The following is a 26010-nucleotide window of genomic DNA, read 5'->3' on the forward strand; positions in this document are numbered from 1 at the left end:
CCTTACTTCATCGCGTGGCCGAGTGACTGCAGGTAAGCGATGATGGCTTCCATCTCGGTCTTACCTTCAACGTCTGCTTTCGCGTTTGCAATCTGTTCATCGGTATATGGCACACCGAACATATCGCGGAAAACAGTCAGTTTGTCAGCTGTTTTGTCGCCCGTCAGAACATTCTTTTCCAACCAAGGGAAACCTGGCATGTTTGACTCAGGCACAACCGCACGGGGATCGACAAGGTGAACGCGGTGCCACTCGTCAGAGTAACGGCCACCAACGCGTGCCAAATCTGGTCCTGTACGCTTGGAACCCCAAAGGAAAGGATGCTCCCAAACACTTTCACCAGCCACAGAGTAGTGACCGTAACGCTCGGTTTCTGCACGGAATGGGCGGATCATTTGGCTGTGACAAACGCTACATCCTTCGCGAATGTAAATGTCGCGGCCTTCCATTTCCAGCGCGGTATAAGGGCGCAAGTTATCAACAGGCTCGGTCGTTTGCTTTTGGAACAGCAGCGGTGTGATTTCTACAAGCGCACCGAAGCTGATCGCAATGACCGTGAGGATAGCGAAAAGACCAACGTTCTTTTCAACAATTTCGTGACGGCTAGAACTCATTCGTTGGTCTCCTTATGCGGGTTGCTCGATGGCTTTCAGGCTGGCTTTAGGCGCAGTGATTGTCTTGTATGCGTTGTACGCCATCAAGATCATGCCTGACAGATAGATAGCACCACCAACGAAACGAACGAAGTAAAACGGATAAGACGCTTCAAGAGACTCTACAAAGCTGTAGGTCAGCGTACCGTCTGTGTTTACTGCGCGCCACATCAGGCCTTGCATAACACCGGAAATCCACATTGCAACGATATACAAAACGGTACCAACGGTAGCGAGCCAGAAGTGAACATTGATCAGGCTGATAGAGTACATACGCTCTTGGCCAAACAGCTTAGGTACCAGATGGTACACTGCACCGATTGAAACCATTGCAACCCAGCCCAACGCACCGGAGTGCACGTGACCGATTGTCCAGTCAGTATAGTGAGAGAGTGCGTTAACCGTCTTAATAGCCATCATCGGGCCTTCGAAGGTTGACATACCGTAGAAGGACAGAGAAACAATCAGGAACCGGAGAATCGGGTCGTAGCGCAGTTTATGCCATGCGCCAGACAAGGTCATGATTCCGTTGATCATGCCACCCCAGGATGGTGCAAACAAGATGACTGACATCACCATACCCAAAGATTGAGTCCAATCGGGTAGGGCTGTGTAGTGAAGGTGATGAGGACCTGCCCAGATATAAAGAGAAATCAGCGCCCAGAAGTGAACAATGGAAAGGCGATAGGAGTAAACCGGACGACCAGCTTGTTTAGGGACGAAGTAATACATCATTCCCAGGAAGCCTGCAGTCAAAAGGAAGCCTACGGCATTGTGACCGTACCACCACTGGACCATTGCATCAATGGCACCAGGATAAATTGAGTACGACTTCATCGCTGAGACTGGTACAGCCATGCTGTTCACGATATGTAAGACAGCAACGGTGATAATAAAGGCACCGAAAAACCAGTTTGCAACATAAATGTGCGAGGTTCTTCGTTTAATCATGGTTCCAAAAAATACGACGGCATAAGCGACCCAAACTACCGCGATAGCGATATCGATCGGCCATTCAAGCTCTGCGTATTCTTTACTGGTTGTATATCCTAACGGCAGCGTAATTGCTGCAGCCAGAATGATGGCTTGCCAACCCCAAAAGGTAAATTCAGCCAGCTTACCCCCGAACAATCTTGTCTGACAGGTGCGCTGAACAACATAATAAGACGTTGCAAACAGAGCACTGGTTCCGAATGCGAAAATCACTGCATTGGTATGCAATGGACGCAGACGGCTGTATGTCAGGTAAGGAATATCGAAGTTAAGCGCAGGCCATACCAACTGAGCGGCAATGAGAACACCAACACCCATGCCCACAATTCCCCACAGGATGGTTACCAGGGTAAATTGACGGACAACGCGGTAGTTGTATTCCAGTTCAAGCTGCTTTTCTTGGCTCATATTGCATGCTTCCACTTTTTGATTACTACACTCACGTATTACATAGTGACGGTTACGTCACAATGCCACCCCAGAAGCAATGCAGTGCGATTAGTGATTGATTTATACCCACTTGATGCATTCCATTGCTATTTCATTGTAAAAATGGCATTTTCACCGGAGATAATACTTCACTTATTTAGCTAAATACAGGGTCCAATCCACACTCGGTTTACCCTTGGGTAACATTTCTACTAAAACTTTGAACTCTGTAACACGGGAAAAGCAAAATTCACATGGCAGCAGAAAAATTAACCACGGGTCGCTTAATACAAATATTAATCGTTATGACAGTGCTGATAACGGCATTTATTTGGAGGACACTGGAACATTCTGATGAAAAAAATAAGCAAGAATGCCTGCTGGTGGCAGGCAGTTGCAGCGTTACAGTGCATGGCGATACTGTTGATATAAAACTTGAAGATCAAAAAAATGGGTTGCAATTTTTGGTTGTGAAAACGGCACGAGAACCTCAGTCACTTTCCGTGCTTTCCAAACCGGAAAGGGTGATTTCTTTCCAGAAATTTGATGCATTGGAGGGTGAAAAAGAGGCGTATTTTTATGCTTTAGAAAATGATGTTAATAGTGCACTATCGCAGAAAATGATATTAAACATTGATCATGATCAAATAGAAATTAATAATCAAGAATTAATATTGTGGTGAATTGCGCTAACATTTGCTTACTTAGAGATTTAAATGGTCACCAAGTCGTCAAATCTTGCATTAAAGCAGCCAGAGGCTGCTTTTTTCCTGTGTATTATTTTATTGAACTTGCAAAAAAAAGATCTGATGGCGAATAGCATTTGCCTGTTGAGAAGAGAGATAGTGGATAAGATCTGACACATCATTGTCGATACTTGAGCATGCTTGGTGGGGGTGTGGTTTGTTTGTGATGACAATGTGGTTGACTTTCATCCCTGTCATTCGGTCCTTTTTCTGATGGGATAGCTGGCATAATGTCAAGTGCAGTGCTTTGAGTGATTCGTCTGAATCGGTGGTGGCGGATGGTGCAATCAAATAAGTAAGGGGTAGCTCGGCAACGTGCCCGTTGCTACAGTCCAAAAGAGAAGCAAAGTAGCTTTCTTCCAGCGGCATCTCAACGTGTTGGATGCTCATCTCAGGAACCAGAACCACAATACTATCAATAGGGGCGACATTGCGCTTTATCCAGTCGAATTCGTTTGCGATAGCAATGCGGTCATTGGTAGGGCAATACCGGTAGCGGACGCGCGGTTCATCCGCAGTAATGGCATACCCTTCTTGCTCATCATTTCCAAGATAGACGACGGTGTTTCCTTTTTGCGCCAGTTGTTTGCTAATTGTCTGTCCTAATTGGATATTCGCATTGATAACGATATAAAGTTGGCTGTCCATTGCACATGCTGGTGGTTTATTTGATCAATATTATCGATCCTATCGTCTATTAATAGAGAATTCAGTGATTAAGCGAAAAGAATCACGGTAAAAACTGGAGTTTGTCGAAGCGTGAGGACTATTATTGGATGTATTGCCGCAACCTGCTGTGTATGTATAAATGAGAATTGCGACATCTTCATCCTCCGACCACAATCCTGTCCAGGCTATTCAAGCCGTTGCTGACGAGATCTTCAGAAATCTTTCTGCCCCTTCTTTGATGCTGCTTTATTATACCGAGACGCAAGATGCAGAAAGCATTCGCAAAGCGATCAACCATCATTTCCCGAATACCTGCGTGATTGGATGTTCTTCTTGTCGGGGTACAATGACAGATAAAGGATTTGTCGGAGGTCACTCACTGGCTGTTTGGGCAGTTGACGATCCACAAGGTGCGTATGGAGCTGCATTGTGTGAACTAAAGCAGGGAGAGAATATATTCGAATCTGCCAAGCATGTTCTTCGTCGAGCCATCGATAGCAGTGGCCGGTCTGGCGAGCTACCGGCACTGGTAACATTGCATGCCACGCCCGGGTGCGAGGAAACCATTTTACAGGCAATCAGGGACGAACTAGGCGTAAATATTCCCATCATTGGCGGATCCGCAGCAGATGATGGTGTCAGTGGAAAATGGTCATTACTTGATAATGATCGTGTGACTGTCAACGGGATTGCTATGGCGGTTTTCTTTCCTTCGGCGAGAGTCAGTTATTCTTTTCATAACGGGTATGCGCCAATGGGTCCAAATGCCATTGCGACGAAAGTTGACGGGCGGATCCTTGTTGCGCTCGACGACCAACCCGCGTTTGATGTTTACGCTAAATGGTATCGTGAAGCGAATGGTGCCCCTATCAACCCCGATACGCTTTTTGAACAATCGACCCTGTTTCCCCTTGGGCGTCAAACCGGTGAAGTGCACGGTATGCCTTATTACACATTGTCGCATCCTGCTTCGGTGTCCCGGGAAGGCGGTATTCAGATGTTTTGTAACCTTCAAGAAGGTGACATTGTGCACTTTATGTCTGGGACAACTGACATGTTGGTATCGCGTGCAGGAAGGGTGGTTTATTCAGCCAATGATCACGACAAAAATCCGTGCGAGCCGATAGGTGGTTTGGCGATTTATTGCGCTGGTTGTATGTTGCATGTCCGCGGCTCCTTGCACAGTGTCGCTGCAAATATGCGCTCATCCATGCACCATGCTCCTTTTATTTGCCCGTTTACCTTTGGTGAACAAGGGCTGTTTCTTGGCGGGGAAATTGCCCACGGAAATTTGATGATATCCGCCGTTTTGTTTCACAAGGATGAGCTATGACAGGCGCAGTCTCAGAGAAGTTGCAGGAAACGCTGTTCGAACTGAGCCGCGTTGAAGAGAGAGAGCAGAAATTCAAAGACGAGAACCGGGCGATCCTCTCGGCAATATCCGCTATGTCTGGTGCTAGCAATAAACTTGAATTGTTTAATACTCTGCTAAAAGTTATTGAACGGTATGTTTCGTTTGAAAACGCCTTGGTACTCACCCGTAATAAAGAGACAGAAGGTTCCTATTCCTGTTTGGTATCGACTTCGCCACATGTTGAAGGCTTCCTTTGGAAGGACAGCGGCATGTTTTCACGCTGTGTCAATGGCCAGACCGTGATCCTTTATGCACCCGAACGAGTCAAAGAATTTTCCTTATTGCTGGACACAAATGTTGATTTGTGCCGCTCTGCGCTGATCACCGGCATGACAGTCAATGACAGCGAATCCATTTTGATTCTTTTTGCATCCAGGAAAGGGGGATTTGATACCAAAGCGCAACACGTTATTGAACGTTTCCGGCCGTTGATTGAACGTACGATTATTGATATTGATTACCGGGAAAGGCTGCAGTGTCTGGTGGCAGCAAAAACTCAGGAACTGACTGCCAGCCGTCAACGTTTCCGGGACTTTGCAAAGACGGCGGGTGACTGGTTCTGGGAAATCGATAACAACCTGCAATTTACCTATTTGTCATCCCCCTCCAACGAATCACTTTCTACTGAACCTCAAGCGATCATGAATCAACTTAATCGCCAACCGGAGGTGAAACATAAACTGCTCGAACTCATTCATTTGGAACAACCTTTCTCAGAAGTTGAATGGCACGTTTTTTATGGAGGAAAAGAACAGTGGATCAGTTTGTCAGGAAGACCTTATTACGACAAACGCGGAAATTGCATGGGTTTCCGAGGGACTGCAAAAGACATTACGGGCCGTAAACATCGGGTCCATGAGTTACAGCAGGCAAGACAACAAGCGGAATCGGCTAATGCGGCTAAATCGCAATTCCTCGCGATGATGAGTCATGAAATTAGAACGCCACTTAATGCTGTTATGGGGCTGCTTGATGCGCTACAGCAATCTCTTCTGGATGATGAACAGGTTGCCTGGGTTTCTCAGATGGATAAATCAGCGCAATTGTTGTTGACCATTATTAATGATGTCTTTGATTTATCACGTATTGAATCCGAACGTTTCTCTCTTCATCCTGAACTTGTTAATATACGTGACAGTGTCACTATCGTGTTTAACCAACTTCGGGAAACTTCCTCGCATAAGGCGATAAAGCTGGAGATGGATATCGCCGATAATGTACCGGATAACATTTACCAGGATGGGAACCGTTTTACTCAAATTTTGTTAAATTTGGTTGGTAACGCCGTCAAGTTTACAGAAGAAGGCAGGGTAGACGTGGCGATGAGTGCTGTTAATAACAGACTGAAAATTTCAGTGAGTGACACAGGTATTGGCATCAATGCCGAACGTAGAAAGGATATTTTTCAACCTTTTACCCAAGCTGACGGTAGCATTACCCGGCAATATGGCGGCACCGGTCTGGGACTCTCTATCTGTAAAAAACTGGTTTCCATGATGAATGGCAGCATAGATTTCGAGAGCAAGCCTGGCGTCGGTACCACGTTCTTTATCGACATCCCCCTTACTGAGCCTCCGCAAAGTGAGCAAGTGAAAACAGACTGCATTGACGGCCATGACCTTCGTTCACTGAATATCCTGGTTGCTGAAGACAGCAAAGCAAACCAAATGGTGGTGAAGTTGATGCTTGAAAAGGCGGGGCACTATGTTGTTGTTGCTAACAACGGAAAAGAAGCGATTGACCTCTTCCATGGATCACATGTCCAATTTGACGTGATCTTAATGGATATGTCGATGCCCGTGCTTTGTGGTATTGATGCCACAAAGCAACTTCGTGAAGAAGGGTATCAGTTACCCATCATCGCACTGACCGCCAATGCGATGAGTGAAGATAAGAAACGCTGTCTTGACGCAGGCATGGATGACTTCGTGACCAAACCGATACGTGCTGTTGTACTCAAAAAAACGTTACAACGTCACGTAAAATAGAACGGTCGCATTTGTCGTTTTCATTGCGTGAAATAAAAACGCAGAACGCTATCATACTTTTATGGGCCGCGACGCCAAAGATACCTCTTCACTTTTCTGTTTTAAGAGATAGTGACTAAAGGCGAGGGCGATAGGTGACAGTGACTTATCACTCCGGTGGACGAGGTACCAATGCCGAATGATTGGCATTTTCTCAACATCCAATACCACCAGACGGTTGGCTTCCAGTTCAAGCGCAATAGTATGGCTTGAGACAATCCCCAAACTCAACCCTGCAGAGACAGCTTGTTTTATCGCTTCGCTTGCACTCATTTCTGCCGAGACATTCAATTCGTACCCTTGGCTGTGAAAGAAACGTTCAATGGCAAAGCGGGTGCCTGACCCTTTTTCCCTGACCACCATGGGCTCTTTGGCAATATCGGACAGCGGAATGTTTCGTTGACGGCTAAGGGGATGATTCACGGGGGCAATCACTACCAAAGGGTTTTCCATAAATTCTGTTGCTTGAACATCAAATTCAGCAGGAGGTTTACCCATGATCACTAAATCGCAGTCATTGCTTTTGATATCTTTCAGTAGTTGCTCACGGTTAGTGACGTTTAAACTGATTCTGACATCAGGGTGCTGCTGGGAAAACGCTGCCAGCAACCGGGCCGCAAAATAATTGGCTGTGCTGGCTACCGTCACTTTCAATTTCCCTGTTTTCAGTGACTTCATTTTGTCAAACGCGTCTTCTGCCTCCCGGAGTTGTTCAGAAATCCGTTCGCAATACCCCAGTAACTCTTCGCCAGCATGTGTCAGAAACAACACTTTTCCCAAGTGTTCAAACAAAGGCAAGCCTATGTTGTCTTCGAGCTGTTTAATTTGCATCGAGACAGCAGGCTGAGTGAGGTGCAGCTCGGCAGCGGCGCGTGTGAAACTCAGATGTGTGGCAACGGCCTGAAAGATATTTAATTGTCTTAGCGTCAGATGCATAACAACACTCCTTGTATAAGCTGCGACTGACCCTAACACACTACGTCAATATGCAGCCCTTGTAATGCTGGCAAACAGACTGGGCAGTACATCAGGTAAACGACTTGCGTTATCAAGTATTGAATAATGACCCGAGCCAAACATCTGACCAATATAGTGGTCGGCTTCCGTATCGATAGTTAGGCAAAAAGGCGTAATACCCATTGCCAGCGCGTCATCAACCGCATGCTTGGTATCTGCCTGAAGATAGAGCGGGTCCAGACAGTCGATGTCAGAAGGTTCACCATCACTGATCAATAACAATAGTTTTTTTTGCTGAGGTTGTTGTGCCAAAAATGTTTTTGCATGTCGCAACGCTGACCCCATCCTTGTTGAAAGACTGCCCGTCATGCCTGCCAGTTTGGCTTTCACGTCGTCATCATAAGCTTGTTCAAAATCCTTGAAGCGTTGGTAGCGGACATCATTTCGCCCGTTAGAATAAAAGCCATGGATAGCAAAGGGATCGCCAATGTCATTAATTGCATTTGCTAACATCACCGTCGCTTCCTTTGCAATTTCCAGCACTGTGCTGTCGTTGTTAGCGTCAGGCAGAGCTTCCATGGTCGATTGGGAAAGATCCAGCAACACCAGCACGGCCAAGTCCCGCTCCCGACGGATCAGGCGTTGATCAATGTTCATATCCGGAAGTGCACCGCGCCGGATTTCCTTTATCGCTTCAATCGCTGCATCCAGATCCAGTTCGTCACCTTCAAATTGCTTTCTTAGCCTCTGCAATCCTTTGGGTTGCAGGGCTTCAACGATAGTTCTGATTTTGCGGGTTTGTGCCTGCTTGCTGTCAAGCAAGGCATCTATGGCGTCTGATGTGCCTTTTTTTATCGACCGCTCGGTGAGCGTTACCCATGACGGCCGGATTTGGCCGGCACTATAGTCCCACTCGGGATAGTAGAACGGAGAAGAAACCTGCTGTTTACCCTCAAGCTCATTCATGGACACATTTTCCGGATCGCCATCACGGAAGAATTCGGATTCCAATACCCAAATTTCCTGCGCATTATCATCGGCGAGTTCATTGTCGATTTCGTTGACCATCTCCATGACATTCACTGTACGTTTTACCTGAGGCTCAGAAAGAAGTGGCCATGGATAAAACGCGTCGGTGCTTTCATGCCAGAGGCAAGCGTTGTCATCACGGTAGATGAGTGGTTCAGCGCCTTCAGCGTGTTGCAATATCTCCGCCAATCGACCACTCAGCTTGTCCAATTCCTGTTGTTGCTCTAAAGGATTATCCAACGTAATCAATTGGTTGAATGCATTGATAATGGGATGGAATGGTGTGGCTGCATCTTCAATGTTTCCTGTTAGCAGACCAAGAGAAAGCCCTGATTCTTGTTTGCCGTTGGCGTTAGCCAGGTGAAAGGGCAACCACAATTGGCGTAAGCCTGGAAAGTGGTGAATGGCGAGTGCCTCGACCCGGGCATCCTCCAGCAATTCAACACAGTGTTGCTGGAGGCTTGAGTGTTCGGATTTCACTCTGGGACGGCTATACATTAAGTGGGAAACGGCATGTGCAGCGCTTGCCCGGTAAAGGTTTTTAGCCGAAAGCACAGGATTGTCGTCGGGTGATTCTAATGCATCAGGGAGCGCAATGATGCCACCACTGAGAGTTGGGCAAGGGGATGCGGTTGCTTCATGTTCTTCAATGTCCTCAGCAGCATTGCTGATCATGGGGCGAAGAAAAAAATCGCGTCCCCAGATTGCACGAAGATAGAAATGCAGATGCCTTTGCACATCGACAAACAGGGTGCCTTTTCGCTGGCGCTGAAAAATGCTCTGACTTTCCGGGGATTGAAGGGTGAAATAGTTATTCAATGCATCAATCTGGTGTGCATGTGAGTGTGCGCCGATCATCGCCCAGTGTCGAAGACCTAATATAGGAAGCGTCGTCAAAAGATGGGGAGATCTCAGTAAGAAAACCTTCAGGCAGCGTGGTGCAGTTTGGGTCAGTTGGTTGACCAGTTTGAGATAAATAATAAGGGCCTCGCGACTGCATAGACGTGCTGAAACTTGAGGAAGCACGTTGAGAAACTGCGTTAACCGTTCAACACCAAGCCACTTTGAAAGTGTATCAATACTTTCTTTAATTTCTATGGTGACGTTGTCACAATTATTTTTAACTACTTTAGGCACAGAAATAAAAAACGCAGTGATAACCTCATCTGGCTGTTTTGATGAACAAAAACAGGTGGCAGCATTAAGAAAAGCATCCAATTCTTTAGCAGAGCCCAAACTCTCGGTTTCTCGCAATCCAGCCTGAAAGGCGCATTGCAGCGTTTCCGTTCGTGACGCTAACAGACCTTCAATATTTTCAGCCTTTGCCTTCCGTTGGCTCTCCATGCTTTCCTCCGGTATTCATCGCTTCAATCAGAAACAGCCTTGCACGGTGGCTTCCAAGGTTTCACGGATGTCTGCATCATCACTTAATGGACGTACCAACGCCATATGGCAGGCGGCGACGGGGGGAATGCCTTTATTCATCAGTTGTGCCGTGTAGACCAGCAAGCGGGTAGAAATACCTTCGTTCAAGCCGTGTCCAACCAGATTACGTGCATGGTGCGCGATTTGAATCAAACGCCCGGCAGTGCCTTCATCGATGCCAGTTTCATGACAAACAATGGCAATTTCGGCCTCTTCATCCGGGTAGCTAAATTCAAGAGCAGCAAAACGCTGTTTGGTGGATGTCTTTAAATCTTTCATCAGGGTCTGGTAACCGGGGTTGTAGGAGATCACCAGTTGAAAATCTTCGTGTGCGGACAGTAATTCGCCTTTCTTTTCGAGCGACAACGTCCGGCGGTAATCGGTAAGGGAGTGGATGGCGACGGTGGTGTCCTGCCTGGCTTCGACCACTTCATCAAGGTAACAAATGGCACCGATTCTTGCTGCACTAGTCAGTGGTCCATCTTGCCAATAGGTGCCTTCTGCGTTTAACAGATAACGCCCAATAAGATCTGATGCCGTCATGTCTTCGTGGCAGGAAATGGTGATCAGCGGTTTCCCTAATCGCCACGCCATATGCTCAATAAAACGGGTTTTCCCGCAGCCTGTCGGACCTTTGAGCATCATGGGTATGCGGGAATCATAGGCCGCTTTATATAATGAAATTTCGTCACCCGTTTCCCGGTAGTAGGGTTCATTTTCGATTAAATACTGGCTGTGTACGGGCAAGCTCTTGATAGCCTGGCTCATGTGTTTCTCCCTGTCATTTTCTTTCCAGTGAATGCCAAGTCTTGAGAAAACAGAAAAAGGGCTGGGAACAACAGGACTTAAATTATTCCCAGCCAAGGCCCTATCGAACCGGTCTATCCGCCAACGCGGATAGGTTGAGACTATTCGAATCCGGGCGCACGGTAGATAACCATTGATGCTCCCTGACTCTGTTTATCATTGTCATAACCGACCAATCGCACATGGTGATTAGGATTCAGGTTATGGCAAAGCTGAGCCTCATTAAGGATGTGATCGACATTGGTTTCACCGAACATAGGCAATTTCCACATATACCAATAAGCGCCGCCCGCTTCATCGGGCTCGGTGTGTTCAATCGCGGGGTTCCAGCCTTTGCTGACAATAAATTCAACCTGACGGCGAATTTGATCCGCTGTCATCCGGGGCAGGTACGAAAAGGTTTCGAACTTCCTGCTGTGTGGGTCAGTCAGGCGTGATGCATAATCCATGACTTCACTCATTGGGTATCTCCTTTATTTATCAATGGGCAGGTTAGGCGTGGACAACATCAAGCTTGTCAACGGTGTCGAACTCAAATTTGATCTCTTTCCACGTTTCCATGGCTGCTTTTAATTCAGGGCTGTGTTTCGCAGCCTGAGTAAGAACATCTTTGCCTTCGCGTTCAAGAACCCGTCCTTCATTGCGAGCCTGGGTACAGGCTTCCAGTGCGACACGGTTTGCTGCAGCGCCTGCCGCATTGCCCCAAGGGTGGCCAAGCGTACCGCCCCCAAACTGGAACACAGCGTCATCGCCAAAGATCGACACCAGCGCAGGCATATGCCATACATGGATACCGCCTGAGGCAACGGGTAACACGCCTGGCATGGCACCAAAGTCCTGATCGAAGAAAATGCCGCGGGAGCGATCTTCCTTGATAAAACGATCGCGCATGATGTCAATCCAACCCAGCGTGGCTTCGCGATCGCCTTCCAGTTTGCCAACGACGGTACCAGAGTGGAGGTGATCGCCGCCAGACAGACGTAGGCACTTAGAGAGCACGCGGAAGTGAATCCCGTGTCGTGGATTCCTGTCAAGAACGGCGTGCATTGCGCGGTGGATATGCAGCAACATGCCATTTTGGCGACACCAATTCGCCAGCCCAGTGTTGGCGGTAAAGCCCGCAGTCAGGAAGTCATGCATAATGATTGGCATGTCGAGCTCTTTAGCGAACTCCGCACGGCGGTACATTTCTTCCGGTGTAGGCGCTGTTACATTCAGGTAGTGGCCTTTCTTTTCACCAGTTTCGCGTTCTGCACGGTGAACAGCTTCTGCAACATATTCAAAACGATCCCGCCAGCGCATAAATGGCTGTGAGTTAACATTCTCATCGTCTTTAGTGAAGTCCAGGCCGCCACGAAGCCCTTCATAGCAAGCCCGACCGTAGTTTTTGGCTGACAGTCCAAGTTTGGGCTTGATGGTACAACCCAAAAGTGCGCGACCATATTTGTTCAGCTTGTCACGTTCAACCTGAATACCGTTTGGTGGACCGCCACAGGTTATGACGTAAGCAATAGGGAAGCGAACGTCTTCAAGACGCAGAGCACGAATGGCTTTGAAACCAAAAACGTTACCAACCAGAGAAGTTAACACGTTGACCACAGAGCCTTCTTCGAACAGATCGATGGGGTAAGCAACAAACGCGTAAAATGCCGTATCATCACCGGGCACATCTTCAATGGCATAGGCGCGACCTTTGTAATAATCCAGATCTGTCAACAGGTCGGTCCAGACTGTTGTCCATGTCCCTGTGGATGATTCTGCCGCCACTGCCGCCGCAGCCTCTTCCCGTGGTACGCCGGGCTGGGGCTCAATTTTAAAACATGCTAATAAATCTGTGTCTTTAGGAATATATTCGGGCATCCAGTACGTATCCCTATACGCCTTAACACCTGCCTGATAACTCTTTGCCATAACCCAATTTCCTTATTTGCTGCTGTTGATAAATCACCATCGAATGAATGTAAACATTTCACCGTTGGTTTTCCTCCAGTGTTGTTATTTTTTAATTAAAGTGAAATTGGAAGTTCTTATACCAAGGATAATTATTTCTTAGCTTGTTGATATGTCTTAAAAATCATTTCGTGTGAGATGAGAGAGAAAAACTTATCATCACAATAAATATTATTAATATCATATGGATAGGGTTAATTTCCTGGTGTTTTAAAAATGATTTTGAGTGATATGACAGAGGTATAAATGTTTCTTATTCAATTGGAAATTATTCCTGATTGGAGTGTTAACCCCATTCTGTTTAATTTCGAAACCATTCACTTCTTATATGTGGGTTTTGCTTTCATTAAATTATTGATGCTAGATGCCTGAATTTTTTCGCCAAAACGAGAAATAAACGCCAGGCAAATAGGAAGGTCACGAAATTATTGGAAGATTAAACAAAATAGGGAATAGTTTATGAGTAAAATAAGTGATATTTCTGAGAAATATAAAGCGGTTGAAGCCAGTTATCACCATCCTCCGGTATCGTCAGATATTCACAACGACTGCGCCAATGCATTGAGAATGCTGGCCGTCGATATGGTTCAAAAAGCGAACTCTGGCCACCCGGGCGCTCCCATGGGCATGGCTGACATCGCAACAGTATTGTGGCGCGAATTCCTCAAACATAACCCCAACAATCCAGACTGGTGTAACCGTGATCGATTTGTCCTCTCCAATGGTCACGCCTCTTGCCTGATATACAGCCTGTTAAACCTCACCGGTTACGCGGTGTCTATCGACGATCTGAAAAGCTTCAGACAGCTGGGAAGTAAAACACCAGGGCACCCAGAGTTTGGTGTAACACCAGGGGTAGAAACAACAACTGGCCCTTTAGGGCAAGGGTTGGCAAATGCTGTCGGCATGGCATTGGCAGAGAAAACACTGGCAGCCCAGTTTAACCGACCCGGTTTCGACATTGTTGATCATTACACCTATGTCTTTTTGGGTGATGGCTGCTTGATGGAAGGGATTTCCCATGAGGTCTGTTCACTGGCGGGTACGCTGAAGCTGTCAAAACTGATTGCTTTTTATGATGACAATGGCATCTCAATTGATGGGAATGTTGAAGGTTGGTTGACCGACGATACGCCACAGCGATTTCGATCTTATGGCTGGAACGTGATTGATAATGTGGATGGTCATGATCACTACGCGATCAGGGAAGCCATCATGGACGCACGTTCGGGCGTAGGCAAACCAACCCTGATCTGCTGCAAAACCGTCATTGGCCAAGGTTCGCCGAAAAAAGCCGGGAGTCATGATGTACATGGTGCGCCGTTAGGTGAAGAAGAGGCGGAAAGAACGCGAAAAGCACTTCACTGGAACCACGATCCTTTTGAGATCCCGGCCAAAATCAAAACCTACTGGGACGACAAAGAGCAGGGGGCGTTACGGGAAAACCTCTGGACCACCACATTCACAGCTTACGCTGAACAGTATCCGGTTTTAGCCGCTGAATTTTTGCGAAGAACCGAAGGCATTCTCCCTGCCACATGGTATAGCGATGCGGATCAATACGTGAAAAAAACAGCGTTGCAGGCGCAAAGCATCGCCAGCCGACAGGCCTCACAGCAGGCACTCAATACCTTTGGTCCGCTGCTCCCTGAACTGATTGGTGGCTCGGCGGATCTCAGCCCCTCCAACAATACATTCTGGCAAGGTGCCAGAGACAACAATGCCAACTCGCCCGAAGGGAATTATATTCGTTTCGGCGTACGTGAATTCGGAATGAGTGCGATAGTGAACGGTTTGGGGCTGCATGGCGGTTTCATCCCATACTGTGCAACCTTCCTGGTGTTTTCTGACTACGCAAGAAATGCCATTCGCGTTGCTGCGCTTTCCCATCTTCACGCTATTTATGTCTTCACCCATGACTCCATTGGGTTGGGCGAAGATGGTCCAACCCACCAGCCGGTTGAACACCTTTCCAGCTTTCGTGCCATGCCGAATGTAACGGTGTGGCGTCCTTGTGATGGCGTAGAAACCGCGGTGGCATGGAAAAAGGCGATTGAGGATAAATCCGGCCCGCACATCCTGATTTTCTCCCGCCAAAAGTTGGCTTATCAGCTGAGGCGAGCGGACCAATTGCCGCTTATCGAGCGGGGAGGATACGTACTTCGGGAGCATGAGGGGCATCTTGGCGATGATCCGGATCTGATCCTGATTGCAACAGGCTCGGAAGTTGAACTTGCGACCGACGCTGCCATGTTGCTGAACCGAAAAAATATCCGAACCCGCGTGGTTTCAATGCCGTGTGTGGAAGCGTTTGACAATCAGCCGAAGCCCTACAAAGACAGCGTGCTGCCCCCCTCGGTTAAAAACCGGGTATCCATTGAGGCAGGCGCCACTCTGGGCTGGCACAAATTTATTGGCACAGAGGGACTGGCAATGGGTATTGACACCTTTGGAGGATCTGCGCCTGCACCGGAACTTTATGCACACTTTGGCCTGACGGCAGAAAACATCGTGAAACAGGCGGAATGCCTGATCAAACAAAACAGCCCGTCAGCGCGGTAACGACATTGATTAATTGATATGCAAGGAGAAAGTTATGGCTCTTATCAGTTTAAGGCAGTTGCTGGACCACGCAGCAGAACATGGATATGGCGTTCCCGCGTTCAACGTGAACAACATGGAACAAGTTCACGCCATTATGGGGGCGGCTGCGGCCAGTGACAGCCCAGTGATCCTTCAGGCTTCTGCGGGTGCCCGTACGTATGCCGGTGCGGCATTCCTGCGCCACCTGATGCTGGCTTCTGTCGAACAATGGCCGTCGATTCCTGTTGTGGTACATCAGGATCATGGTGCTTCACCTGCAGTATGCCTCCAGTCTATCCAGCAAGGTTTTACGTCTGTGATGATGGATGGCTCGCTTCATGAAGATATGAAAACCCCCGCGAGTTATGGATACAACTGCGATGTCACTGCAAAAGTGGTAGAGATGTCCCACGCTGGCGGTGTGTCTGTTGAAGGTGAACTTGGATGTCTGGGGTCGCTGGAAACTGGCACTGCCGGCGAAGAGGATGGTTCAGGCGCCGAAGGTGTGTTGCGTCACGATCAGCTTCTGACAGATCCCGAAGAGGCGGCGCTGTTTGTGAAACAAACTGGCGTTGATGCGTTGGCCATTGCGATCGGTACCAGCCACGGTGCTTACAAGTTTACCCGCCCCCCTACAGGTGAGATTCTGGCTATCGAGCGAATTAAGGCAATCCACAACCGGATCCCGGATACCCATCTGGTTATGCACGGTTCTTCTTCGGTGCCACAGGATTGGCTGCAGATCATTAATGAGTATGGCGGAGACATGGGTGAAACCTATGGCGTGCCTGTTGAGGAAATCGTGGAAGGGATCCGTCACGGTGTCCGCAAGGTCAATATAGATACCGATTTGCGGATGGCAAGTACTGGAGCTGTGCGTCGTTTCCTGGCGCAGAATCCCAGTAACTTTGACCCACGAAAGTTCCTCAGTGCTGCAACAAAAGCGATGGAAACCCTGTGCAAAGAGCGATATGACGCATTTGGTTGTGCGGGGATGGCATCAAAGATTACACCGATCAGTCTCGAGGCAATGTCTGCGCGCTATGCGACAGGTGAACTTGATCCAGCCGTCAGATGAAACCGATCTGAATTCTACTATCGCATTTCATCTGAAGGAGAACACATATGTCAGTAAAACATCCTATTGTTGCCGTTACCGGCTCATCGGGCGCGGGAACGTCAACGGTTAAGAACGCGATGGAGCAAATCTTTCGCCGCAACCAATTTAATGCTGTGGTGATTGAAGGCGACAGTTACCACAAATATGATCGTATGGAGATGCGCGAACGCCTGAAGCGTGCACAGGAAAAGGGGAAAAACCTGAGCCATTTCGGCCCCGAAGGGAATGATTTCAGCGAGCTGGAGAAAACATTTCGCGCCTATGCTGAAACTGGCACCGCACTGCGTCGTTACTATATCCACAACGAAGAAGAAGCGCGGCTTCACAATGCAAAAACCGGCACCTTTACCCAATGGTCACCGATCACTGAAGGATCGGATCTCTTATTCTATGAAGGCTTGCATGGCGGGGTAGTGACACCAAACAGCAATGTTGCCCAATATGTTGATTTGCTCATTGGGGTAGTACCGATCGTCAACCTGGAGTGGATTCAGAAAATCCACCGTGACACCAATGTACGCGGCTACAGCCGTGCAGCGGTAACAGACACCATATTGCGCCGTATGCACGATTACGTTCACTACATCACCCCCCAGTTTTCGCTGACTGACATTAATTTCCAACGCGTGCCCATGGTGGATACCTCGAATCCTTTCATCTCGCGGGATATTCCGACACTGGATGAAAGTATGGTGGTGATCCGCTTCCGTGATCCCAAGAAAACCGGGGTCGATTTTCAGTATTTGCTTAACATGATCCATGGGTCGTTTATGTCGCGTCGTAACAACATCGTGGTGCCTGGCGGCAAGATGGGGTTTGCGATGGAGCTAATCATGCAACCGCTGATTGAAGAGTTGGTATTGCATGGTTCCAACCGCGTGAGTGTTGAAACCACTCATGATCGCTTTTCGAAGCGTGTACCGGCGTTGTAAGGAGAAGATCATGAGAACAGGGACAACCTTTACCCGACTTATTATCGAAGATTTACGAAAGCTTCCCGAAGCAACGGGAGACTTCACATTGTTACTCAGTGCTATCGTTACGGCGTGCAAAGAGATCGCTGATGATGTCAGTCGTGGTCAGTTGATCAACGTGTTGGGGTCAGCAGAAACCGAAAACATACAAGGGGAAACCCAGAAGAAGTTGGATGTGATTTCCAATGAAATTTTGATCCATGCGCTGGAGTGGTCAGGGCACCTTAGTGGCATGGCATCAGAAGAAATGGAAGACATCTATCCTGTCCCAGCCCGTTTTCCAAAGGGGAAATACCTGCTGGTATTTGATCCACTGGATGGCTCTTCTAACACTGAGGTGAATGTCTCTATCGGCACCATTTTCTCAATTCTGCGCTGCCCACCCGGTGTCACAGAACCCACGGAAGATGATTTTTTGCAGCCGGGAGCGAAGCAAGTGTGTGCTGGCTATGTCCTTTATGGCCCAGCAACCAATTTGGTGCTCACAACAGGCCAGGGTGTCAATGGTTTCACGCTGGACAGGGACATCGGCGAGTTTATTTTGACCCATCCCAAGCTGACAATCCCTGAGAAAACCAGTGAATTCGCGATCAATATGTCAAACCAGCGTCACTGGGAGCCTGCGGTTAAGCGTTACATCGATGAAGTGGTGGCAGGTAAAGAAGGCCCCAGGGGGCGTGACTTCAATACCCGCTGGGTGGCATCCATGGTAGCCGAAGTTCACCGTATCCTGATGCGGGGAGGCATTTTCCTGTACCCGAAGGACAGCCGGGAAAACGTCAAAGAAGGGCGGTTGCGCCTTCTGTACGAAGCCAACCCGATGAGCTTCATTATCGAACAGGCAGGTGGCGTTGCCTCTACGGGAAGGGAAAGGATCCTGTCAGTGACGCCTCACCGTCTTCACCAACGCATTCCCGTGATCATCGGCGCCCGGGAGGAAGTTGAACGGGTAGAACGTTATCACCTGACGATGGATAAAGAGCAGCGTGAAACTGCATAAATTCTCGCGCAATAAAGCACGATCAACCCTACAACCAGTGGCCCGCAAATGTGGGTCATTTTTTTAATGGAAACTGACTAACCACTTTTTACCTAAATCGGATACCTGTTGACGCCTGTTATTCTTTAGTGACTTGCTGATACATCGTAAGACATTGAAACCAAATGAGTTAACAAGATGGCAACAACTGGCATCACGATTGCTATATCACAATGGAGGGCAGTATCAATGAAGGGAGAATCCTCACAGATGGCCGCAGCGTTGACGTTATATACCTTGCTGAAAATGTCAGGCGAAGATGTGAGATCTTTGCTATTCGATATCGTCAGGAGCGCGGCCATAAAAGCAGTGTTACCCCGGTTCCGCAGCGGATTGGGGGAGTCAGAGATCAGCTACAAAACCAACCGTGACATTCTCACCATCGCAGATACCGAGATGCAAAAGCGCATGATAGATGCGCTACAAACCTACTGGCCGAATATCCCTGTGCTGGGAGAAGAACAATCCCAAAGCCTGCAGCTGTCGATTTTTAATGCGGATAAACAGCCCTTCTGGGTGCTCGATCCCATCGATGGTACGAGTAATTTTGCCTTTGGTATTCCTTACTTCTGTACCTCACTGTCACTGGTTTATAAGGGAGAAATCTGTATTGGTATGGTGTATGACCCTGTTCGCGATGAGTGCTTTTATGCGGCAGAGGGTCACGGCGCATTTCTCAATGGCACTATACTCGATTGCACTGACTTGAAAGCGCCAGCCAACCTGAAAAGTGCGATGGCGCTTGTCGATTTTAAGCGGCTGCCAGATGAAATAGCGTCAAACCTCGTTGTGCAGCAACCCTACCGTTCACAACGCAGTTTCGGTGCCAGCGCATTGGATTGGTGCTGGATTGCAGCCAACCGTTGTCAGTTATACCTACACGGTAACCAGAAGCTTTGGGATTACACCGCAGGGTGTCTGATATTGAAAGAAGCCGGAGGCATGTCAGGCACATTCTGTGGTCAGCCGATATTTGATAACACCATGGAGGCCCAGACCGTGGTGGCCGCCTCGCACCCTGCGCTTTATACCCAATGGCGGGATTGGCTCGAACCTTATTTTCCAGTCACTACGCAGTCTGACCAGGCAAGTACTGTTCGCTTTTTCGACCCTGGATAGGGCCAATCGCACCTCATAACCACAATAACAAACACGGAATAAGCCCGAAATGCATTGGGTAGGGGATGCCTTGCCCAGAATCCGCTCACGCTGACGTTGTAGACCTTACGCAGCATCAGGAAGAAGCATAAAGGAGTAAGCAATGAGCAATAACGTAGATGCCATCATGGCTCGTTATCTGCATCGCCGGGAACGGCTGTTAGACATGCTGATAGCGCTACAGGAAACGGAGGGATACATCTCGGATTCATCCGTGAATGTCCTCGCATCTGGCCTGAACCTTTCACCACTGGATGTCAGGGAGACCATTTCTTTCTACCATTTTCTCCATGACCAGCCAGCCGGAAAGCACACCATTTATCTCGCGGACACGGTGATAGCCCGGATGAAAGGTTATGAAGAGGTCAAAGCCGCACTGGAAGAAGCGATAGGCTGTGCGTTTGGTGAAGTGACCGAAAACGGCGAGTTTGGCCTTTATGATACCCAATGTATTGGCTTGTCGGATCAGGAACCCGCAATGCTGGTCGATGGTATTCCTTTTACCCATCTTACGCCGGACAAAGTCCAAACTCTTGTTGTCGCATTGAAAGCCGGAGTCTCTCCGCAGGCTCTGGCCAATCCCAAAGGACATTCAACCCAAGATAAAGCGTATTTGAATGCCATTCTGGCATCTCATGTTCGTCAATCAGGCCCGATATTTTTTGGCGATCCGGTCGATGTTGAACGTGTTATACGTGACGCTGTCACATTAGTTCCAATGGAAGTTATCGATGCAACCAGCACCTCAAAGCTACGTGGGCGCGGGGGTGCAGGGTTTTCAGCAGGATTGAAATGGCGACTGTGCCATGATGCCGCTGGCGACACCAAATACGTTATCTGCAATGCCGATGAAGGGGAACCAGGCACCTTTAAAGACCGAGTGATATTGACAGAAAGCCCGGAGCAGGTGTTTGCGGGCATGATCATCGCCGGTTACGCCATCGGTGCGCGGGAAGGGATCCTCTATCTCCGTTATGAGTACCGTTACCTGGTTGACTATCTTGAGAAAACGCTCAATTCACTCAGGGAACGCAACCTTCTGGGGGCCAAGATTGGCGGTAACGACAAGTTCAGTTTTGATATCCGGATCCAACTCGGTGCCGGCGCATACATTTGTGGTGACGAGTCGGCGTTGATTGAGTCCTGCGAAGGGAAACGTGGCACGCCGAGAGTAAAACCGCCTTTCCCCGTGCACCAGGGGTTTATGGGCTGCCCGACAGCGGTAAATAACGTGGAAACTCTGGCAAACGTGGCAAGGATCTTTGAAAAAGGGGCGCGTTGGTATGAATCCATGGGCACGGCAGAATCTGCGGGTACACGGCTTATCAGCGTTTCCGGTGATGTCGAAAAACCGGGTATCTATGAAATCGAATGGGGGATCAGCCTCAAAGATGTGCTGGAGCTTGTCGGGGCTCGAAACCCCAGAGTGGCACAAATCAGTGGGCCATCCGGTGAATGTGTCTCGGCAGCAAAAGACGGCAACCGCGTGTTTTCCTACAAAGATCTTTCCTGTAATGGCTCGTTGATGGTGTTCAGCTATGAACGCAATCTGCTGGAAATCGTCAGGCGCTTCATCCACTTCTTCATGGAAGAGTCCTGCGGCATCTGTACACCTTGTCGGGCGGGGAATGTCGAGCTCTACAACAAAGTATCCCTCATCATCGAAGGGCGTGCGGTTGAGCAGGATCTGGATGAGATCGTTGAGTGGGCTAACATCATCCGTGGCTCAAGCCGTTGTGGTCTTGGTACCACGTCTCCCAAGCCTATTATCACGTCAATGCAGGCTTTTCCCGAAGAATACAAGCAGAAGCTGGTTACACAGCATGGGCCGCTATTGGCATCTTTTGACCTGAATGCGGCACTGCATGAATTTACGGTCGCGACGGAAACCCTTCTGGGAGAAGGTTCCCATACTGCGGAGGTATCGAAATGAGTATTACGTTAACCATTGATGGAAAGGAAGTCACCGCAAAAGAGAACCAGATGCTGGTGGATGTGGCTGCGGATAACGGGGTGTATATCCCCACGCTGTGTTACCAGCGTGGAAAGCCTTGTTTGGGAACCTGCCGTGTCTGCACCTGTAAGGTAAATGGAAACAATGCGGCGGCGTGTACTGTGCCAGTTTCTGACGGCATGGAGGTGGAAGTCGATGAACCTGAAACCAAAAATATTCGCAAGGCATTGATTGAGATGCTGTTTGTGGAAGGCAAACATAACTGCCCAAGTTGCGAAAAAAGCGGTCGTTGCGATCTCCAGGCGGTGGGCTATGAAGCCGGCATGATGGTTTCCCGCTTCCCATATCGTTTCCCGGTAACGGAGGCCGACTTCCGGTCAGAAAAAATCTGGCTGGAGCGTGACAGGTGTATTTTCTGCCAGCGCTGTGTGGAGTTTGTCCGGGATGAACAAACCGGACAGAAAATTTTCAACATTAACGGACGTGGCGCGAAAGCCCGCATTGAGATTGATGTTGTGTTGGCTGACAGGATGAGCGACGAACAGGTGACGGAAGCGATGACGCTTTGCCCCGTCGGCTGCATTTTGAAAAAAGCCGTGGGATTTGATGCGCCAATTGGACGACGCAAGTTCGATATTGCGTCAGTACGTGACCGTGTAACAGGGAGGGACACCTAATGAGTTTGAGTTCAATGGATGGTCAACGCCTATTTTCCCACGAATTGCCACGCACGCCACTGGATCGCGACACCGAGCAATTACGGGAAGGAAAAATCAAAGTGGCCATGATAGGCCTTTGCGGCTGTTGGGGCTGCACTCTGTCATTTCTCGACATGGATGAACGTATTCTTGGGTTGTTGGACAAAGTCACCATCACCCGATCGTCTATCACCGATGTAAAACGGATCCCGGAACGCTGCACCATCGGCTTTATTGAAGGGGGGGTTGCCAATGATGAAAACATTGAAACGCTGGAGCACTTCCGTGAGAACTGCGACATCCTGATTTCTGTCGGGGCCTGTGCCGTTTGGGGAGGGGTTCCAGCCATGCGAAATCAGGTGTCCCTGACTGAGTGTCTGGATGAAGCCTACATATCGTCAGTCACACGTCCAGCCGGCTCTGACAATGTCATTCCCCATGTTGACGTTCCCAAAATCACCACCAAAGTATATCCCGCCCATGAAGTCGTGAAGATGGACTATTTCATTCCCGGCTGCCCACCGGATGGGGATGCGATTTTCAAGGTGCTGGATGACTTGGTGAATGGACGCGAGGTGGACTTGCCAACCTCGGTTAACCGATACGATTAAGGAAAAAGATCATGAGTAAAACATTGGTCATTGACCCGGTTACACGGATAGAAGGACATGGCAAAGTCACACTGCAACTGGACGACAACAACCGGGTGACCGACGCCAGGTTGCAGGTTATCGAGTTTCGTGGGTTTGAGCGCTTTATTCAGGGGCACCCTTACTGGGAAGCGCCCATGTTGTTGCAACGTATTTGTGGCATTTGCTTTGTCAGTCACCACCTTTGTGGGGCAAAAGCGCTGGATGACATGGTCGGCGTAGGGTTAAAAGACGGCATTCAAATGCTGCCTACACCGGAGAAAATCCGGCGTCTGGGTCACTATGCCCAGCAGCTTCAATCCCATGTCACCGCGTATTTCTACCTGATTGCACCGGAAATGGTGTTTGGTATTGAGTCTGCGCCAGAGAAGCGAAACATTTTGGGGCTTGCGGAAGCCAACCCTGAATTGGTGAAGCGTGTTATCCAGCTTCGCAAATGGGGGCAGGAACTGATTGTTTCGGTGCTCGGTAAGCGTATGCACGGCATCAGCTCAGTGCCAGGTGGTGTAAACAACAATCTCAGTATTGCAGAACGCGATAAGTTCCTGAAAGGCAACGATGACCTGCTTTCCATTGATGAAGTCATCGATTATGCCCAGGATGCCCTGAACCTGTTTTATGACTACCACGAGAAGCATCGTGACGAAATCGATAATTTTGGTGTCGTGAACGCACTGGATATGTGTCTGGTCGATGAAAACGGCGATGTGGATTATTACCACGGCAAAATACGCATCGTAGACGAAAACAAGCAAATCGTGCTGGAAACCGATTACCACGATTATCTTGATCATTTTGCCGAAGCGACAGAAGCATGGAGCTACATGAAATTCCCTTACCTGAAAGCCTTGGGGAGGGAGGCTGGCTCAGTGCGTGTAGGCCCGCTGGCCCGTTTGAATGTGACCCGCCGCTACAACACCCCTCTGGCACAGGAAGCCCTCGAACGTTTCCACGATTACACCAAAGGCAAGGCGAACAACATGACCCTGCACACTAACTGGGCACGGGCGATAGAAATCCTCCATTCCGCAGAACTGATCAAAGAACTGTTAAACGACCCGGATCTTCAAGGTCAAAATCTGATCATCACGCCAGAGAAAAGCGCGTGGACAGGCGAGGGGGTTGGTGTGGTGGAAGCGCCGCGCGGCACGCTTTTACATCATTACCGGGCAGACGAAGCAGGCAACATGACGTTTGCCAATCTGATCGTTTCAACCACCCAGAACAACAAGGTGATAAACCGCACTGTGCAATCTGTCGCGCAAGACTGGATTTCAGGCAAAGCGGAGATCACCGAAGGCATGATGAATGCGATAGAAGTGGGGATTCGTGCTTACGACCCTTGTCTGAGTTGCGCTACCCATGCCATGGGACAGATGCCGCTGCATATTTCTTTGCTCGATGCTAAAGGACGCGTGCTCGATGAAAAATTCAGATAAGCCTCTCCATTTGCACGACTTCGGCCTGATCTATGGCATTGGTAATGTGGGTAGGGAAGATGATGGCTTGGGCTGGGCATTTATTGATGCCATCGAAGCCTTGGGAGAGACTGACGCCAAATTGGTACGGCACTACCAACTGTTTTTTGAAGATGTGGATCTTATCCGCCGTCATCAACGGGTGTTGTTTGTTGATGCCACTAAGAGTGTGACAACGTCACAGTTCAAAGTGGAACGGGTGGAACCACGGCTTGATGACAGCTTTACATCCCATGCTATCTCGGTACAGTCCATTGTCGCCATGTGCCAACAGTGCTATCAGGCCTTTCCAGATGTCTGGTTACTGACAATAAAAGGCACGCAGTGGGATTTGTCTCTCGGATTGACGCCAGAGGCTGACAACAATCTCAAACTGGCACTGTCGAGCGTTTTGTCTGAGGGCATCGTTGAAACCCCGTACAGTGCGACAGCCTCCTCAAATGCTATCGACTCGCCGATGACCAAATCTATTGAATGCACAAGGATAACGACATGAACAAACCCGACCAAACAAACATCGTCCGCCTGATCATGGAAGCGCCGATTGGACAATATATCGGCGAGGATGGCGCTAAGGTTCTGGCGCAGCAGGCGGCAACAGAAATCACACTGCAAGATGGTGAATTCCTTTACCGGGTTGGTGATGCTGCGAACAGCTTTTATATCGTCAACTCCGGCAGACTGGCAATGTGCCGCGAAAACAAAAATACCGGCAAGATTAACCTTCTGCACACCTTGCACCAAGGTGATCTGATTGGCGAACTGAGTTTTATTGATGGGGAACCCCGGAGTATTTCGGTTCAGGCATTGGGTGTTTCAAGCGTGCTTTGCTTTAACCGGGAAGATATCGACCCATTGATCACTACGCACCCAACACTGGTGTTCGATTTTATGCGGGCAGTTGTGAAACGTGTTCACCATACGGTCACCGCCATTGGCCAGCAACAGGCCGAGCTTGCTGATTATATAGCCACAGGAGGTAAAGGACGCTTTTAAGACAGATAGATATTGCCTTCCGGTTATCCCCTCCAAGCGAAGTCGAAGAGGGGATTTTTTTATGCTGGGGGAGGTACATACTGATTAGTAAGTTTCCAGTAAATGAGAATTTTGGAAAATAACCTTTCAATCACTACGCATTTTGTTATCCCATCGTATATACCTAGTTTCAATAAGGTTACTTCAGAGCCTCGTGAATACTGGCTTTACCGTTAAATTTTCCAGACTTCCAATGCTTGGCACACAACCTGCTCTGATATC

Annotated in this window: 22 protein-coding genes; 14 read left to right on the forward strand and 8 right to left on the reverse strand. The window is 48.7% G+C overall.

Going from position 1 to position 26010, the window contains the following annotated elements:
* Positions 1-2: 2 nt before the first annotated feature.
* Positions 3-614, reverse strand: coding sequence for a cytochrome-c oxidase, cbb3-type subunit II (ccoO, locus tag VHA_RS13900; protein WP_005505353.1), 612 nt, complete (start codon positions 612-614; stop codon positions 3-5).
* 12 nt (positions 615-626) lie between these two features.
* Positions 627-2054 carry a cytochrome-c oxidase, cbb3-type subunit I gene (gene ccoN / locus VHA_RS13905; RefSeq protein WP_005505355.1) on the reverse strand — a complete coding sequence of 476 codons (1428 nt, stop codon included), beginning with the start codon at positions 2052-2054 and terminating at the stop codon, positions 627-629.
* Between the two features lie 275 nt (positions 2055-2329).
* Between ccoN and VHA_RS13910 the strand changes: the two genes are divergently transcribed.
* Positions 2330-2758, forward strand: a complete 429-nt coding sequence (locus VHA_RS13910; protein ID WP_040529027.1) for a hypothetical protein — start codon at positions 2330-2332, stop codon at positions 2756-2758.
* A gap of 99 nt (positions 2759-2857) precedes the next feature.
* Here VHA_RS13910 and VHA_RS13915 read toward each other — a convergent pair whose 3' ends face one another.
* Positions 2858-3469 (reverse strand): hypothetical protein, encoded by a 612-nt coding sequence (locus tag VHA_RS13915; protein WP_005505357.1) that lies wholly within the window; start codon positions 3467-3469, stop codon positions 2858-2860.
* A 160-nt stretch (positions 3470-3629) separates the two neighbouring features.
* Between VHA_RS13915 and VHA_RS13920 the strand changes: the two genes are divergently transcribed.
* Together VHA_RS13920 and VHA_RS13925 are read left to right on the forward strand one after the other, a co-directional pair.
* Positions 3630-4823: an FIST signal transduction protein gene (locus VHA_RS13920; protein WP_005505359.1), complete on the forward strand. Its 1194-nt coding sequence runs from the start codon at positions 3630-3632 to the stop codon at positions 4821-4823.
* On the forward strand, positions 4820-6892 hold the full coding sequence (locus tag VHA_RS13925) for a PAS domain-containing sensor histidine kinase (RefSeq protein WP_005505361.1): 2073 nt from the start codon (positions 4820-4822) through the stop codon (positions 6890-6892). The genes VHA_RS13920 and VHA_RS13925 overlap by 4 nt, the downstream gene beginning before the upstream one ends.
* A 51-nt stretch (positions 6893-6943) precedes the next feature.
* Here the strand turns inward: VHA_RS13925 and VHA_RS13930 are convergent, their stop codons facing one another.
* The 5 genes from VHA_RS13930 to VHA_RS13950 form a co-directional block, all read right to left on the reverse strand.
* Positions 6944-7867, reverse strand: a complete 924-nt coding sequence (locus VHA_RS13930) for a LysR family transcriptional regulator (protein ID WP_005505363.1) — start codon at positions 7865-7867, stop codon at positions 6944-6946.
* A 45-nt stretch (positions 7868-7912) separates the two neighbouring features.
* Positions 7913-10261 (reverse strand): nitric oxide reductase activation protein NorD, encoded by a 2349-nt coding sequence (locus tag VHA_RS13935; protein WP_040529031.1) that lies wholly within the window; start codon positions 10259-10261, stop codon positions 7913-7915.
* 27 nt (positions 10262-10288) lie between these two features.
* Positions 10289-11110, reverse strand: a complete 822-nt coding sequence (locus VHA_RS13940) for a CbbQ/NirQ/NorQ/GpvN family protein (protein ID WP_005505367.1) — start codon at positions 11108-11110, stop codon at positions 10289-10291.
* A 140-nt stretch (positions 11111-11250) separates the two neighbouring features.
* On the reverse strand, positions 11251-11610 hold the full coding sequence (locus VHA_RS13945; RefSeq protein ID WP_005505369.1) for a ribulose bisphosphate carboxylase small subunit: 360 nt from the start codon (positions 11608-11610) through the stop codon (positions 11251-11253).
* A 31-nt stretch (positions 11611-11641) separates the two neighbouring features.
* On the reverse strand, positions 11642-13060 hold the full coding sequence (locus VHA_RS13950) for a form I ribulose bisphosphate carboxylase large subunit (protein WP_040529033.1): 1419 nt from the start codon (positions 13058-13060) through the stop codon (positions 11642-11644).
* Positions 13061-13558: 498 nt separating this feature from the next.
* On the opposite strand from VHA_RS13950, the gene tkt reads away from it, so the two are divergent.
* The 11 genes from tkt to VHA_RS14005 all read left to right on the forward strand — a co-directional run bounded on the left by tkt (position 13559) and on the right by VHA_RS14005 (position 25749).
* On the forward strand, positions 13559-15661 hold the full coding sequence (gene tkt, locus VHA_RS13955) for a transketolase (RefSeq protein ID WP_005505375.1): 2103 nt from the start codon (positions 13559-13561) through the stop codon (positions 15659-15661).
* Between the two features lie 34 nt (positions 15662-15695).
* Entirely contained in the window at positions 15696-16760 is a 1065-nt protein-coding gene (fba, locus tag VHA_RS13960; protein WP_005505377.1) for a class II fructose-bisphosphate aldolase, read from the forward strand.
* Positions 16761-16807: 47 nt separating this feature from the next.
* The gene (locus VHA_RS13965) at positions 16808-17734 is read left to right on the forward strand and encodes a phosphoribulokinase (protein WP_005505379.1); all 927 of its coding nucleotides are present in this window, start codon (positions 16808-16810) and stop codon (positions 17732-17734) included.
* Between the two features lie 10 nt (positions 17735-17744).
* Positions 17745-18776 carry a class 1 fructose-bisphosphatase gene (locus VHA_RS13970; RefSeq protein WP_005505381.1) on the forward strand — a complete coding sequence of 344 codons (1032 nt, stop codon included), beginning with the start codon at positions 17745-17747 and terminating at the stop codon, positions 18774-18776.
* Positions 18777-19004: 228 nt separating this feature from the next.
* Positions 19005-19934 (forward strand): inositol monophosphatase family protein, encoded by a 930-nt coding sequence (locus VHA_RS13975; protein WP_104439930.1) that lies wholly within the window; start codon positions 19005-19007, stop codon positions 19932-19934.
* A 142-nt stretch (positions 19935-20076) separates the two neighbouring features.
* On the forward strand, positions 20077-21906 hold the full coding sequence (locus tag VHA_RS13980) for an NAD(P)H-dependent oxidoreductase subunit E (RefSeq protein WP_005505385.1): 1830 nt from the start codon (positions 20077-20079) through the stop codon (positions 21904-21906).
* Entirely contained in the window at positions 21903-22604 is a 702-nt protein-coding gene (locus VHA_RS13985) for a 2Fe-2S iron-sulfur cluster-binding protein (RefSeq protein ID WP_005505387.1), read from the forward strand. The genes VHA_RS13980 and VHA_RS13985 overlap by 4 nt, the downstream gene beginning before the upstream one ends.
* Positions 22604-23236 carry an NADH-quinone oxidoreductase subunit B family protein gene (locus VHA_RS13990; protein WP_226926524.1) on the forward strand — a complete coding sequence of 211 codons (633 nt, stop codon included), beginning with the start codon at positions 22604-22606 and terminating at the stop codon, positions 23234-23236. The genes VHA_RS13985 and VHA_RS13990 overlap by 1 nt, the downstream gene beginning before the upstream one ends.
* An 11-nt stretch (positions 23237-23247) precedes the next feature.
* Positions 23248-24714: a Ni/Fe hydrogenase subunit alpha gene (locus VHA_RS13995; protein WP_005505390.1), complete on the forward strand. Its 1467-nt coding sequence runs from the start codon at positions 23248-23250 to the stop codon at positions 24712-24714.
* Positions 24698-25249 carry a hydrogenase maturation protease gene (locus VHA_RS14000; protein ID WP_005505392.1) on the forward strand — a complete coding sequence of 184 codons (552 nt, stop codon included), beginning with the start codon at positions 24698-24700 and terminating at the stop codon, positions 25247-25249. The genes VHA_RS13995 and VHA_RS14000 overlap by 17 nt, the downstream gene beginning before the upstream one ends.
* Positions 25246-25749, forward strand: a complete 504-nt coding sequence (locus VHA_RS14005; RefSeq protein WP_005505393.1) for a Crp/Fnr family transcriptional regulator — start codon at positions 25246-25248, stop codon at positions 25747-25749. Before VHA_RS14000 ends, VHA_RS14005 begins: the two co-directional genes overlap by 4 nt.
* Positions 25750-26010 lie beyond the last annotated feature (261 nt).

This window comes from Grimontia hollisae CIP 101886, from assembly GCF_000176515.1.
Taxonomy (GTDB): domain Bacteria; phylum Pseudomonadota; class Gammaproteobacteria; order Enterobacterales; family Vibrionaceae; genus Enterovibrio; species Enterovibrio hollisae.

Bases quoted from the DNA above. Each gene is read 5' to 3' on its own strand.
- ccoO (WP_005505353.1), bottom strand. From the start codon at position 614: ATGAGTTCTAGCCGTCACGAAATTGTTGAAAAGAACGTTGGTCTTTTC.
- ccoN (WP_005505355.1), bottom strand. From the start codon at position 2,054: ATGAGCCAAGAAAAGCAGCTTGAACTGGAATACAACTACCGCGTTGTC.
- VHA_RS13910 (WP_040529027.1), top strand. From the start codon at position 2,330: ATGGCAGCAGAAAAATTAACCACGGGTCGCTTAATACAAATATTAATC.
- VHA_RS13915 (WP_005505357.1), bottom strand. From the start codon at position 3,469: ATGGACAGCCAACTTTATATCGTTATCAATGCGAATATCCAATTAGGA.
- VHA_RS13920 (WP_005505359.1), top strand. From the start codon at position 3,630: ATGAGAATTGCGACATCTTCATCCTCCGACCACAATCCTGTCCAGGCT.
- VHA_RS13925 (WP_005505361.1), top strand. From the start codon at position 4,820: ATGACAGGCGCAGTCTCAGAGAAGTTGCAGGAAACGCTGTTCGAACTG.
- VHA_RS13930 (WP_005505363.1), bottom strand. From the start codon at position 7,867: ATGCATCTGACGCTAAGACAATTAAATATCTTTCAGGCCGTTGCCACA.
- VHA_RS13935 (WP_040529031.1), bottom strand. From the start codon at position 10,261: ATGGAGAGCCAACGGAAGGCAAAGGCTGAAAATATTGAAGGTCTGTTA.
- VHA_RS13940 (WP_005505367.1), bottom strand. From the start codon at position 11,110: ATGAGCCAGGCTATCAAGAGCTTGCCCGTACACAGCCAGTATTTAATC.
- VHA_RS13945 (WP_005505369.1), bottom strand. From the start codon at position 11,610: ATGAGTGAAGTCATGGATTATGCATCACGCCTGACTGACCCACACAGC.
- VHA_RS13950 (WP_040529033.1), bottom strand. From the start codon at position 13,060: ATGGCAAAGAGTTATCAGGCAGGTGTTAAGGCGTATAGGGATACGTAC.
- tkt (WP_005505375.1), top strand. From the start codon at position 13,559: ATGAGTAAAATAAGTGATATTTCTGAGAAATATAAAGCGGTTGAAGCC.
- fba (WP_005505377.1), top strand. From the start codon at position 15,696: ATGGCTCTTATCAGTTTAAGGCAGTTGCTGGACCACGCAGCAGAACAT.
- VHA_RS13965 (WP_005505379.1), top strand. From the start codon at position 16,808: ATGTCAGTAAAACATCCTATTGTTGCCGTTACCGGCTCATCGGGCGCG.
- VHA_RS13970 (WP_005505381.1), top strand. From the start codon at position 17,745: ATGAGAACAGGGACAACCTTTACCCGACTTATTATCGAAGATTTACGA.
- VHA_RS13975 (WP_104439930.1), top strand. From the start codon at position 19,005: ATGAAGGGAGAATCCTCACAGATGGCCGCAGCGTTGACGTTATATACC.
- VHA_RS13980 (WP_005505385.1), top strand. From the start codon at position 20,077: ATGAGCAATAACGTAGATGCCATCATGGCTCGTTATCTGCATCGCCGG.
- VHA_RS13985 (WP_005505387.1), top strand. From the start codon at position 21,903: ATGAGTATTACGTTAACCATTGATGGAAAGGAAGTCACCGCAAAAGAG.
- VHA_RS13990 (WP_226926524.1), top strand. From the start codon at position 22,604: ATGAGTTTGAGTTCAATGGATGGTCAACGCCTATTTTCCCACGAATTG.
- VHA_RS13995 (WP_005505390.1), top strand. From the start codon at position 23,248: ATGAGTAAAACATTGGTCATTGACCCGGTTACACGGATAGAAGGACAT.
- VHA_RS14000 (WP_005505392.1), top strand. From the start codon at position 24,698: ATGAAAAATTCAGATAAGCCTCTCCATTTGCACGACTTCGGCCTGATC.
- VHA_RS14005 (WP_005505393.1), top strand. From the start codon at position 25,246: ATGAACAAACCCGACCAAACAAACATCGTCCGCCTGATCATGGAAGCG.